The sequence below is a fragment of the Microbacterium hydrocarbonoxydans genome, from assembly GCF_011752045.1.
Taxonomy (GTDB): domain Bacteria; phylum Actinomycetota; class Actinomycetes; order Actinomycetales; family Microbacteriaceae; genus Microbacterium.
This window is the reverse complement of the sequence record NZ_JAAKXW010000001.1, coordinates 1,365,788-1,378,665: the sequence shown is the minus strand read 5'-3', so window position 1 is coordinate 1,378,665 and position 12,878 is coordinate 1,365,788. Positions and strand designations below refer to the sequence as shown.

Annotated in this window: 8 protein-coding genes; 6 read left to right on the top strand and 2 right to left on the bottom strand. The window is 71.3% G+C overall.

Annotated elements, in window-relative coordinates; all coding sequences use genetic code 11:
* Window positions 1-18 precede the first annotated feature (18 nt).
* Together sucD and G6G98_RS06455 are read left to right on the top strand one after the other, a co-directional pair.
* Complete coding sequence (sucD, locus tag G6G98_RS06460) at window positions 19-921, top strand: succinate--CoA ligase subunit alpha (protein WP_067349652.1); 903 nt, start codon at window positions 19-21, stop codon at window positions 919-921.
* Window positions 922-1,288: 367 nt separating this feature from the next.
* Entirely contained in the window at window positions 1,289-4,987 is a 3,699-nt protein-coding gene (locus tag G6G98_RS06455) for an NPCBM/NEW2 domain-containing protein (RefSeq protein ID WP_243842022.1), read from the top strand.
* 61 nt (window positions 4,988-5,048) lie between these two features.
* On the opposite strand, the gene G6G98_RS06450 is transcribed toward G6G98_RS06455, so the two are convergent.
* Window positions 5,049-6,461 (bottom strand): NCS2 family permease, encoded by a 1,413-nt coding sequence (locus G6G98_RS06450; protein ID WP_164233085.1) that lies wholly within the window; start codon window positions 6,459-6,461, stop codon window positions 5,049-5,051.
* Window positions 6,462-6,552: 91 nt separating this feature from the next.
* Here G6G98_RS06450 and G6G98_RS06445 point away from each other — a divergent pair, with 91 nt between their 5' ends.
* From G6G98_RS06445 to G6G98_RS06430, 4 genes are all read left to right on the top strand, one after another.
* Window positions 6,553-7,944 carry a cell division protein PerM gene (locus G6G98_RS06445; protein ID WP_164233087.1) on the top strand — a complete coding sequence of 464 codons (1,392 nt, stop codon included), beginning with the start codon at window positions 6,553-6,555 and terminating at the stop codon, window positions 7,942-7,944.
* Window positions 7,945-7,987: 43 nt separating this feature from the next.
* Window positions 7,988-8,575 carry a phosphoribosylglycinamide formyltransferase gene (gene purN / locus G6G98_RS06440; protein WP_164233089.1) on the top strand — a complete coding sequence of 196 codons (588 nt, stop codon included), beginning with the start codon at window positions 7,988-7,990 and terminating at the stop codon, window positions 8,573-8,575.
* Between the two features lie 29 nt (window positions 8,576-8,604).
* Window positions 8,605-10,212, top strand: a complete 1,608-nt coding sequence (gene purH, locus G6G98_RS06435) for a bifunctional phosphoribosylaminoimidazolecarboxamide formyltransferase/IMP cyclohydrolase (RefSeq protein WP_067349664.1) — start codon at window positions 8,605-8,607, stop codon at window positions 10,210-10,212.
* Between the two features lie 147 nt (window positions 10,213-10,359).
* Window positions 10,360-11,511, top strand: coding sequence for a CaiB/BaiF CoA transferase family protein (locus G6G98_RS06430; protein WP_164233091.1), 1,152 nt, complete (start codon window positions 10,360-10,362; stop codon window positions 11,509-11,511).
* On the opposite strand, the gene G6G98_RS06425 is transcribed toward G6G98_RS06430, so the two are convergent.
* Window positions 11,508-12,854 carry a PucR family transcriptional regulator gene (locus G6G98_RS06425; RefSeq protein ID WP_164233093.1) on the bottom strand — a complete coding sequence of 449 codons (1,347 nt, stop codon included), beginning with the start codon at window positions 12,852-12,854 and terminating at the stop codon, window positions 11,508-11,510. The two genes, G6G98_RS06430 and G6G98_RS06425, sit on opposite strands and share 4 nt — an antisense overlap.
* Between the last annotated feature and the right edge of the window lie 24 nt (window positions 12,855-12,878).

Sequence of the window (12,878 nt, the reverse complement as noted above, 5' to 3'; positions counted from 1 at the left end):
GACACAAGGACAGAAGAAATGTCGATCTACCTCAACAAGGACTCCAAGGTCATCGTCCAGGGCATCACCGGCGGCGAGGGCACCAAGCACACCGCCCTGATGCTCAAGGCGGGCACCAACATCGTCGGCGGCGTGAACGCCCGCAAGGCCGGCACCACGGTCACTCACGAGAAGCCGCACGAGGGCGAGGTCGAGATCCCCGTCTTCGGCACTGTCGCCGAGGCCATGAAGGAGACCGGCGCGGACGTGTCGATCGCCTTCGTCCCCGGCGCCTTCACGAAGGACGCGATGATCGAGGCCATCGACGCCGAGATCCCGCTGCTCGTCGTCATCACCGAGGGCGTGCCCGTGGGCGACTCGGCCGAGGCGTGGGCCTACGCGAAGAGCAAGGGCAACAAGACCCGCATCATCGGCCCGAACTGCCCCGGCATCATCACCCCCGGTGAGGCGCTCGTCGGCATCACCCCGGCGAACATCACCGGCAAGGGCCCGATCGGTCTCGTCTCGAAGTCGGGCACCCTGACCTACCAGATGATGTTCGAGCTGCGCGACCTCGGCTTCTCCACGGCCATCGGCATCGGCGGCGACCCGATCATCGGCACCACGCACATCGACGCCCTCGAGGCGTTCGAGGCGGACCCCGAGACCAAGGCGATCGTCATGATCGGCGAGATCGGCGGCGACGCCGAGGAGCGCGCGGCCGACTACATCAAGGCGCACGTCACCAAGCCGGTCGTCGGCTACGTCGCGGGCTTCACCGCGCCGGAGGGCAAGACCATGGGCCACGCCGGCGCCATCGTCTCGGGCTCCGCCGGCACCGCGCAGGCGAAGAAGGAGGCCCTCGAGGCCGCCGGCGTCAAGGTCGGCAAGACGCCGTCCGAGACGGCCGACCTCATGCGCGCGATTGTTGAATCGCTCTAGTCGCGAAGCGACTGCAGACTGGTCACTGAGCGAGGAGCGCAGCGACGAGTCGAAGAGCGAAGCGCTCTGACCTGAGCTAGACTCGTAGAGAAGGCCCCGGGCTCCACCCCGGGGCCTTCTTGCGTGCCCGGGATCGGGTGCTCGACAGGCCGACCGGTGTTCTCCTCTGTGCAGATGTGAGCATTCCGTTGACCAGGCCACCCATCTTCTGATGGAATGTGATCGTTTTGATGGAGTAACAATCACAGCTCATCAGAAAGGGCCAGCAATGAAGCTGAACAGGGACAGACGGCACGTCCGATGCCTGATCGCCGGCGGGGTCGCGTCAATCCTCGCCGTCACGGGGATGCTGGGAGGGGCCGGCAGCGTGGCTTCGGCATCCTCGATCGCGACCGAGGCGGCCGCGCAGGCCGCGACCACGCCGATCTCGCCGAAGCCGGTGGCGCCGATCGTGCCGGCGGACGCCGCAGGCGAGACGCTCGGCCGGATCCTCGACGTGGCGCAGGACGGAGCGGCCGTCACCCTCACGGCCGAGCGTGGCGCGATGCGCGTCACGTTCCTCGAGGCGGGCACGTTCCGCGTCGAGGCCGACCCGAGCGGGAGGTTCTCCGACCCGGCGAACACCCCGCAGGGCGATCCGACCCGCACGGCGGACATCGTCGTCGGCGCAGGCAGCTTCACGGCGCCCGTCGTGGACGTCGCCGAGGGCGACGTCATCCGCATCGGCTCGGCCGATGCGACCGTCACCGTGGACCGGGAGACGAGCCTCATCAGCGCCGAGGATGCGGCAGGACGGGTCATCTTCGCCGAGTCTTCGCCGTTGAGCTTCGGCGCGGACTCCGCGACCCAGCATCTCGCTCCCCGCGACGGCGAGCAGTTCCTCGGCGGCGGCATGCAGAATGGGCGCTCGATCCACACCGGCGCGGTGATCAACATCGCCTCGAACTTCGACTGGGACGACGACGGCTACCCCAACGCGGTGCCCTACTACATGACGTCGAACGGGTACGGGGTGCTGCGCAACACCTTCGCCAGCGGCTCCTACGACTTCGCCGCCCACACCACCACGCACCGGGAGCGGCGCTTCGACGCCTACTACTTCGTCGGCGACTTCAAGAAGTCCCTCGAGTCGTACACGCAGCTCACCGGACGCCCGATGATGCCGCCGAGCTATGCGCTGGAGTACGGAGACGCGGACTGCTACAACCGCTCCAACCCCAGCTATCAGGGTTCCGATCACCCTGACAAGATGACGACGCCCCAGGCCCTCGAGATCGCGAAGGACTTCGTCGAGCACGACATGCCCGGCGGATGGATGCTCGTCAACGACGGCTACGGCTGCGAGTACGTGGACCTCCCGGAGACGGTGGCGGCGATCGAGGAGCAGACCGGGCTGAAGACGGGTCTGTGGACGCAGCGGTCGCTGACCGAGCAGGAGTACGAGGTCGGCGAGGCCGGCATCCGTCTCCGCAAGCTCGACGTCGCCTGGGTCGGCGCGGGATACCGGATGGCGCTCACCGGCTGCGAGGCGGCGCACAGCGGCATCGAGGAGCACTCCGACGCGCGGGGCACCTCGTTGATGGTGGAGGGATGGGCCGGTTCCCAGCGCTGCGGCATGCAGTGGACGGGGGACCACACGGGGAACCTCGACGCCGTGCGGTGGCAGGTCTCGGCGCTGACGGGCGCGGGGAACTCGGGTCTCGCCTTCACCACGGGTGATGTCGACGGCATCTTCGGAGGCTCCGCGAAGAGCTACGTGCGCGATCTGCAGTGGAAGGCGTTCGCTCCCGCTCTGTATTCGATGAGCGGGTGGGCGCCGACCGACAAGCGGCCGTGGCTGTACGGCGAGCAGGCGACCGCCATCAACCGCTCCTACCTGCAGCTGCGCCAGCGCCTGATGCCCTACATCTACACGCTCGCGGCCGAGTCGCATCGGACCGGCATCCCGATGATGCGGTCGATCGCGCTGGAGTACCCGGGCGATCCGGGGGCCTACAGCGTCGAGGCGAACAACGAGTTCCTCCTCGGCGAGGACTACCTGGTGGCCCCGGTGTTCACCGACAGCGACGTCCGCAACGGGATCTACCTGCCGGCCGGCGACACCTGGGTGGACTACTGGAGCGGTGAGCTGCACAAGGGCGGGACGGTCCTGAACGGCTACGCCGCGCCGCTGGAGAAGCTGCCGATCTTCGTCCGCGCCGGAGCTGTCGTCCCCCAGGGGATCGTGGCCCGCAACTCGGCTCTGACACCGGAGGACTCCCCGATCACGCTGTCCGTGTATCCGCAAGGCTCCTCCGAGTTCACGCTGTACGAGGACGATGAGGTCACCCGCGGCTATGCCGACGGGCAGAGCAGCCGCCAGGAGTTCTCGGTCGAGGCTCCGAAGCCGATGCACACCGGCAACGTCGAGGTCACGATCGGAAAGCGGGACGGCGACTACGAAGGCAAGGCCGCGGCGCGCCCGTACCGGCTGGAGGTGCACACCGGGTCCGAACCCGTGAAGGTCGTGCTCGGGAACCGGGCGCTCTCCGAACAGGACGAGCTCGCGGCGCTCGACGCCGGACCCGGCTGGTTCTACGACCCCGAGACCGGCATCGTCCACGTCGCGACCGGCGAGATCGCCTCCGGGGAATCCGCGAAGGTCCGCCTGACGAAGACCACCGGCGTGGGCGGCGAGGATGCCGATGCCGCGGCCGCGTCGGTGGCCGTGACTCCCGCCTCACGGGTTTTCCAGGGTGAGCGCACCACGGTCACGGCGACGTTCACGAACGACGGCAAGCGCACGAAGAGCGATGTGACGCTGACCCCTGTCGTGCCCGATGGGTGGACCCTCGTCGAGTCGAACGGCGCCGAGGCGGCTTCGATCCGCAAGGGCGAGTCCGTGTCCGCGAAGTTCGTCTTCGAGGTCACGGATGCCGCGGCATCCGGTCCCCAGCTGCTCACCGTGAACGCGGCGTATCTCGCCGGTACGGGCACGGAGTACGTGAAGTCGGGCGGCAACGAGATCTACGTCGCGTTCGGGTCGCTCGCGGGAGCGTACAACTCCGTGTCGATCACAGACCGCGCGACCGCGAAGGACGGGAACTTCGACGGCTCCGGAAACACCTTCTCCGCCGAGGCGATCGCCGCGGCCGGCGTGCAGCCGGGCGGGACGGTGACCGTCGGCACCGGCGATGCGGCGATCGTCTACGACTGGCCGTCCGGCGTCGGCACCGCGAATGCCGTCTCGCCCGCCGGTCAGACCATCGCCGTCAAGGGCTCCGGGACGCACCTCGCCGTGCTCGGGTCCGCGGCATCCGGCGGCGGCGTCACGGCGACGCTGAAGATCGAGTACACGGACGGAACCAGCGCGTCGCAGCCGCTGTTCTTCCCGAACTGGCTGCCGCAGGCGTCCGGGCTCGGGGGCGCGCAGGTCGCGATCAGATCGCTCGGGCGCAACAGCGCGACGAACCCCGCCGTGTACGAGTACCCGACCTATCCCTACCAGGTGTACTCGAACCTGGTGCGCCTGAACCCCGACAAGGAGGTCGCGTCCGTCGTCCTGCCGACGGAGTCGCGGATGCGCATCTTCGACTGGAAGGTCGTCACGCAGCCGCTGCCGCCGAAGCCGCAGGGCACCGCCTACGCGTCGGATCTCGACTGGATCTCCGCCACCAACGGGTGGGGAGTGATCGGGAAGGATGTCGCGAACAAGGACTCCGCGTCGTCCCCTGACGTGCCCCTGCGGATCAACTACACCGATCCGGCGACGGGGGAGGCGCCCGCCTACGACAAGGGGCTGGGAGTCCACGCGCAGTCGAAGATCACGTACTACACGGGCGGTGCCTGCAGCGCGTTCACCGCACAGGTCGGCCTGGAAGCCGGGTTCGCCGGGAACGTCATCTTCAAGGTCGACGTCGACGGCGCGAACAGGTATCAGTCGCGGACCTTCACCCCCGGTTTCGCACCGGAGGCCGTGGAGGTCGACCTGAGCGGGGCGCAGTACGTCGACCTGATCGTCGAGGCGCCGGGCAGCATCAACGGCGCTCACGGCGTGTGGGGAGACGCGCTTTTCACCTGCGAGTAGCCGCCAGAGGGCGCGAACGGGGCGGATGCCGCAGCATCCGCCCCGTTCTGCGTGCGGTGGGTCAGGCGACGCCGAAGAGCGCCTCGATCGGGCCGCGCGCGAAGAACAGCACGAAGCCGGCGCCCACCGCCCACAGGAGGGGGTGGATGGTCTTCGCCCGGCCGGAGAGCGCGTTCACGACGATCCAGCTGACGAAGCCCGCGCCGATGCCGTTGGCGATCGAGTAGGTCATCGGCATCACCGTCGCCGTGAGGAACACCGGCAGCAGCACCCGGAAGTCTCCGAGATCGATGTTCTTGATCTGGGCCAGCATCATCGCGCCGACGAGCACGAGCGCTGCCGCGGCGACTGCGCCCGGCACCAGCGAGGTGAGCGGGGTGAAGAACATCGCGAGCAGGAACATCGCACCGGTCACGACGTTCGCGAAGCCGGTGCGGGCTCCCTCGCCGATGCCGGAGCCGGACTCGACGAACACGGTGGCGGAGGACGAGGAGGTGCCGCCGCCGACGATCGCGCCGACGCCCTCGACGACCAGTGCCGACTTGATCCGGGGGAAGTCGCCCTTGCCGTCGGCGAGGTCGGCCTCCTTGGCGAGGCCGGTCATCGTGCCCATGGCGTCGAAGAAGTTCGAGAACAGCAGCGTGAACACGAACATCACCAGGGCGACCACGCTGACCTTGCTCAGGTCGAAGGAGAAGTCGACCTTGCCGATGAGGCTCAGGTCGGGCAGGCTCACGATGCTCCCGGAGAACCCGAAGTCCAGGCCGAACGGCCAGACGAGGTTCAGGATGCCGCCGAGCACAGTGCCGCCGACGAGGGCGATGAGGATCGCGCCCTTCAGGCGCAGCGCGATGAGCACCCCGCCGAGAAGCAGCGTGATCACGAAGAGCAGGGTCGGGATCGAGGCGACCGAGCCGCCGATGCCGAGGTCCACCGGGGGAGAGGGGTTGCCCGTTGCCGAGACGAAGCCGGCGTTGACGAAGCCGATGAAGGCGATGAACAGGCCGATGCCGACCGTGATCGCGAGCTTGAGCTGCACCGGGACGGCATCGAAGATGAGCTTCCGCAGGCCGGTCGCCGCGAGCAGCACGATGATCGCTCCGTTGATCATGACGAGCGCCATCGCCTCGGCCCAGGTCACCGACCCGACGACCGTGAAGGCGAGGAACGCGTTGATGCCGAGGCCGGCGGCGAAGGCGAACGGAAGCCGCGTGATCACGCCGAACAGGAGGGTCATCACCCCTGCGGTGAGCGCGGTCGCGGCGGCGACGGCCGTGGTGGGCAGGGTCGTGCCGTCGACGTCCGGCGTCGACAGGATGATCGGGTTGAGGATCACGATGTAGGCCATGGTGACGAAGGTCACCAGGCCTCCGCGGATCTCGGTGCCGATCGTGGATCCGCGCTTCGTGATCTCGAAGAAGCGATCCAGAGCGTTCGTGGGCTCTGCGGTCGTGGCGGGCGGGGCAGTTGTCATCGGGGAACCTCCGCAGGAGACGATATCGTGTCGCCCGAGCCGCGCGAGTCCCCAGGCGGGGCGCGGGTTCTCGTCGTAGTCTCGAATCGCTATGCAACGCCTCCTCGTCGCGCTCCTCGCCGCCTTCGACGCAGCCATCGCGGCAGCGGTCGGACTCGCGGTGCTGCTGGCCCCGCTCACCGTGCTCTGGACCCTGGCGTTCGGCGTCGGCGCGGACTGGGGCGCGCTCTGGCCGCTGACGGGGACGCTGTGGCAGTTCGGGCACGGAGTGCCGGTGGAGGTCGTCGTGCCGGACGAGGTGCTCGTCGCGACGGGGATCGCCCCGGATGCCGCCCGGTTCACGCTGTCCATCGCCCCGCTCGCCTTCCTGCTGTTCACCCTGCTCTTCGCAGCCCGTTCCGGGGCGCGCGCCGCGCACGCGGGCGCCTGGCTGCTCGGGTCGGCGGCGGGCGTGGGCGCCTTCGGGCTCATCGGCGCGGGCGTCGCGCTCACCTCCCGGCTGGCCGCAGCCGAGACCTCGCTGCTCCTCGCGATCGTCGTGCCGACGGCGGTGTACCTCGTCGGCGCTCTGTGCGGCGCACTGCGCGTGGTCTGGGAGGACGGGGACGGCGGCCTCGTCGACCGCGTGCACGACGCGGTCGACGCCTGGGGCGAGTGGGGCGCGGTGCCCGCAGCCGCCGTCCGCGGCGCCGCCTTCGCGGTCGTGAGCATGGTCGGCGCCTCCGCACTCGCGGTCGCCCTGATGACCGTGCTGCGCAGCGGCGAGGCCGTCGCGCTGTTCGAGGCGGCGCGGGTGGACGTGCTCGGCGCCGTCGTGCTCACGCTCGCGCACCTCGCGTACCTGCCGACCCTGATCGTGTGGGCGGCATCCTGGCTCGCCGGCCCCGGGTTCGCCGTCGGGGCGGGCACCGCCGTGTCACCGGCCGGCACCCAGCTGGGCGTCGTGCCCGGCATCCCGCTGCTCGGGCTGCTGCCGGAGAACGGCTCGATCTGGATGCTCGTCGTCGTGCTGGTGCCGGTCGCAGCCGGCGCCTTCGCAGGCTGGGCGGTGCGCTCGCGGCTGGTCTGGGAGGACACCCCGCTGGCGTTCGGACCGCGGGCCGTGATCGCCGTCGGCATCGCCGTCGCGACCGCAGCGGTCGCCGCCGTCGCCGGCGTGCTGACGAGCGGCTCGATGGGACCGGGCCGGCTGGCCGAGGCGGGACCGGCCCCGCTGCCGTTCGCCCTCGCGCTCGGGGGCGAGGTGCTGCTCGGTGCGGCGATCCTGCTCCTCTCGCCGCGTCACCGCGACGAGCTCGCCGAGGAGCGCACGGACCGCTGGCTGGCGCAGATGGCGGCATCCGATCCGTCGGACGCGGAGACCACGGATGCCGGCGCCCCCGCACCCGCCCCGTACGAGGCGTCGGCGGCGGACACGGCGCCGCTGGACGGGCTCGAAGGGTTCCGGATCCCGCGGCGCGATCCCGGCGATCCCGTCGGCTGACATCGGGTCGGGCAGGGCCGTGCCGCCCCGGTAGACTGGGCCGGTGCTCACGGTCGCCGTTCTCATCTCGGGCACCGGCTCGAATCTTCGTGCCCTCCTCGAGGCCGCCCGCCACCCGGACTTCCCCGCGCGGGTCGTCGTCGTCGGCGCCGACCGCCAGGCCGACGGCCTCGTTCACGCCGAGGAGTTCGGCATCCCCAGCTTCACCGTGCCGTGGCACGAGCACGAGAGCCGCGAGGCGTGGGGGGAGGAGCTCGGACGCCAGCTCGCGATCTGGAACCCCGACCTCGTCGTCCTCAGCGGTCTCATGCGGCTGCTGCCGCCTTCCCTCGTCGCGGAGTACTCGCCGCGGCTGATCAACACGCACCCGGCCTACCTGCCGGAGTTCCCCGGGGCGCACGGCGTCCGCGACGCGCTCGCCGCGGGCGTCTCGCAGACCGGCGCCAGCGTCATCGTGGTCGACGACGGGGTCGACAGCGGTCTCATCCTCGCGCAGGAGCGCGTGCCGGTCGTCGAGGGCGACACCGAGCACTCGCTGCACGAGCGCATCAAGCCCGTCGAACGCCGGCTGCTCATCGATGTGGTGCGCCGCATCGCCACCGGCGAGCTGACGCTGTCCGCCGCATCCTGACCCGACCCCTCGCAACGAAGGAGCCCCCCATGGCAGGCCCCCGCCACGACGCCGCCCTGTACCGCGACCGCGACACCGTGCCGATCCGCCGCGCGCTCGTCTCGGTGAGCGACAAGACCGACCTGCTCGAGCTCGCCGCGGCCCTCGCCGAGGGCGGGGTCGAGATCGTCTCCACCGGCTCGACCGCGGCCACGATCCGCGAGGCCGGCTTCGAGGTCACCGACGTCGCCGCCGTCACCGGCGTCGCCGAGATGCTCGACGGCCGGGTGAAGACGCTGCACCCGAACATCCACGGCGGCCTGCTCGCCGACCTGCGCCTCGAGGACCACGAGGGGCAGCTCGAGCACCTCGGCATCGAGCCCTTCGAGCTCGTCGTGGTGAACCTGTACCCGTTCGTCGAGACCGTGGCCTCGGGTGCCGTCGGCGACGACGTCGTCGAGCAGATCGACATCGGCGGCCCCGCCATGGTGCGCGCCGCCGCGAAGAACCACGCCAACGTCGCCATCGTCGTCTCGCCCGACTCCTATCCCGCGGTGATCGCGGCCATCGGCTCCGGCGGCACCTCGCTCTCCCAGCGCCGCGAGCTCGCCGCCCGCGCGTTCGCGCACACCGCGGCCTACGACACGGCCGTCGCGTCGTGGTTCGCCGAGGGCACCCTCGCCGACGAGGGCGACCTCCCCACGCACCTCACGATCCAGGCCGAGCGCCTGGCCACGCTGCGCTACGGCGAGAACTCGCACCAGCGCGGCGCCATCTACACCCGCGCCGGCGGCCACGGCATCGCCCAGGCCACGCAGCTGCAGGGCAAGGAGATGTCGTACAACAACTACGTCGACGCGGATGCCGCGCTGCGCGCCGCGTACGACATGGTGCTCCCGGCCGTCGCGATCATCAAGCACGCCAACCCGTGCGGCATCGCGACGACCGCGCCGAACGCCCTCGACCCGATCGCCAGCGCGCACCTGCGCGCCCACGAGTGCGACCCGGTCTCGGCCTACGGCGGCGTGATCGCCGCGAACGGCACCGTGACGCTGAAGATGGCGGAGAACCTCAAGGACATCTTCACCGAGGTCATCGTGGCGCCGTCCTTCGAGCCGGCCGCCCTGGAGGTCTTCAAGGCGAAGAAGAACCTGCGTCTGCTGCAGCTGCCGGAGGACTGGCGCCAGGAGCGCATGGACGTCCGCCTCGTCTCGGGCGGACTGCTGCTGCAGGACGCCGACCGCTTCCCCGACGACATCTGGTCCGTCGCGAAGGACTGGGAGCTGGTCTCCGGCGAGCGCCCGGACGACGAGGAGCTGGAGAACCTCATCTTCGCGTGGAAGGCGTGCCGCGCCGTCAAGTCGAACGCGATCGTGCTCGCCAAGGACAACGCCACGGTCGGCGTCGGCATGGGCCAGGTCAACAGGGTCGACTCGTGCCGTCTCGCCGTCGAGCGGGCCGGCGCCCGGGCGGCCGGCTCGGTGGCGGCATCCGACGCGTTCTTCCCGTTCGCCGACGGCGCGCAGGTCCTCATCGACGCCGGCATCAAGGCGATCGTCCAGCCCGGCGGCTCCGTGCGCGACGAGGAGGTCGTGGATGCCGCGCGCAAGGCCGGCGTGACCATGTTCTTCACCGGGGAGCGCCACTTCTTCCACTGAGCGCTCGCGCCTGAAGCCGCCTCTCCGACGCACGTCGTCGGAGAGGCGGCTTCGCGTCCGGAGCGGTCCCTGTGGTTAGATCGGCCGCATGCGAGAGCCCCGGCGTCCCCGATCGACCGTCAGCACGCGAGCCCGGACGACCGCCCCGTGACCGCGCCCCTCGACGGCGTCGTCGTCGCCGACTTCTCCCGCGTGCTCGCCGGGCCGCTCGCCACGATGACCCTCGCCGATCTCGGTGCGCGCGTGATCAAGATCGAACGGCCGGGAGGCGGCGACGACACGCGCTCATGGGGTCCGCCGTACGCCGGTTCTGGCGAGACGACGTACTTCGAATCGGCGAACCGCGGCAAGGAGTCGATCGCGCTCGACCTCCGCGATGAGGGCGATCGCGCCACCGCGCATGACATCATCGCGCGCAGCGACGTCGTGATCGAGAACTTCCGCCCCGGGCTGTTCGCGGAGATGGGCTTCGGCTGGGACGAGCTGTCCGCACGGCATCCGGATCTCGTCTACGCGTCCATCAGCGGTTTCGGGTCCGCTGGAGGGGCGGCGCTGCCCGGCTATGACTTCGTCGCCCAGGCCGTCGGCGGGCTCATGCACATCACGGGGGAACGGGACGGCGAGGCGATGAAGGCCGGGGTCGCGCTGGTCGACGTGCTCACCGGCAAGGACGCCGTGATCGGCATCCTGGCCGCGCTCCGCCGGCGCGAGCGCACCGGACGCGGCTCGCGCGTCGAGGTGAACCTGCTCTCCAGCCTGCAGGCCTCGCTGGTGAACCAGGTCTCGGCGCATCTCGGCGCCGGGGTCGAACCCGGGCGCCTGGGCAACCGGCATCCCTCGATCGCGCCCTACGAGGTTCTGCGCTGCGCGGACGGACCCCTGGCGGTGGCGTGCGGCAACGACGCGCAGTTCGCGAGGATGACCGCGGAACTCGGGCGACCCGAGCTGGCCGGCGATCCGCGCTTCGCCCGCAACCCCGACCGGGTCGCCCACCGCGACGCCCTGGCCGGGCTGCTGGAGGAGGCGCTCGCCGCCGGCACTGCGGCCGTGTGGGCCGCGCGCCTGAACGCGGCGGGCGTGGCGGCGGGGGAGGTCAACGGCATCGGCGGCGGCATCGCCCTGGCCGAGCGGCTGGGGCTGGATCCGGTGCTCGAGACCACGGGCGCCGACGGGCGGGTGTCCCGGCAGATCCGCCCGCCGATCGCCTGGACACCCGGCATCCCGGCCCCGTCCGTCGCCCCTCCTCGTCTCGGCGAGCAGGACGAGGCGATCCGCGCCTGGCTCTCGGAGCAGGACTAGCCTGCTGCCCTGAGGGCGATCCACAGCTCGGCGGAGGCGTCGGGGTCGTCGAGCGACGCGCCGAGCACGGCCTCGGCCGCCGCGATCCGCGGGCGCACCGTGTTGCGATGCACGCCGAGCTCGCGTGCGGTGCGCTCGGCGCTGCGACCGTGCCGGAGGTAGGCCCGCACCGTGTCGAGCAGGGCGGGGTCGGCCTCGCGCAGCGCCCGCACGCCGTCGTCTCCTCGGGTCGCACTCTCGACCACGAGCGCCGGCGCGCCGGGGGTGCGCCGCAGGGTCAGGAGCCGCGAGAGCGCGGCCGGCACCGCCTCGAGCGCGACGGGGATCCCGATCGCGCCTCTCGCGAGCGCGGCCTCGGCGCCGGAGGGCGCCAGCCGGACAGGCTCTCCGTCGTACGGCGCGGCGAGGGCGGATGCCGCCCGTCCCGCTCCCTCCGGATCCAGCAGCACGCGCACCGTCCCCGGAACGGCGACGCCCGCGCTGCGACCGAGAGCCCTGGCCGCGTCGGCGCGTCCCTCCAGGATCAGGGTCGCGATCCAACGCGACGGATCGCCCGCGGAATCGGAGGGAAGGCAGAGCCGCAGCAGCGCCGTGGCGGTGAGTGCCAGCTGCCGGTCCGCGCGCGTCAGCGGGCGACCGGCGCCGAGCGCGAGCGCGCCGACGGCGTCCTGCCCGCGGGTGACGGCGTGCGCGATGACGGTCGACCCGTGTGAGACGAAAGAGGCAGCGGCCACGCCGGAGCGGGCGAGCGAGTGCCGCGCATCGGAGGTCACGACCGGCAGCAGCCCGGCGAGAGACGGCGGATGCAGCACCGCGCCAGGGGCCGCGGCGTCGAAGGGGATCCACGCGGCCCAGCCGCCGATCTCCTGCGCGATGAGGCGCGTGACGGCGGCGATCGGATCGGAGCCGCCCGCGGCCTCGGCGAGGCGCGTGTGGGCGTGCCCCGTGCGCAGGGCCGTGTCGTGCTCGCTCCGGCCCTCGGCGGACCAGAACGCGCGGGAGACGTCGAGGAAGCGGGCGCCGTCCGGCACGGAGAAGAGCGGGAGCCCCGCGGCCTCGCACCGGCCGGCGAGGCCGGGCGGGACGTCGGTCCAGCCCTCGCCGAGGCCGATGCCGAGCGCTCCCGCTCCCTGCGCGGCGAGGCGCGAGACGTACGCCGTGTCGGCCTCCGATCCGCTCAGCGGCAGACCGGTGCTGAGGAGGAGCTCCCCGCCGTCGAGGTACCGGCCGGGGTCGGCGAGCTCGGAGACGTGCACGCCGCTGACCTCCCGTGCGGGGTCGAACGGGAGCAGGGGACGGAGGGAGGACCCGGCCGCGCGCACGAGATCGCCGAGGGACACCATCCCGCCAGTGTGCAGGATGCACAG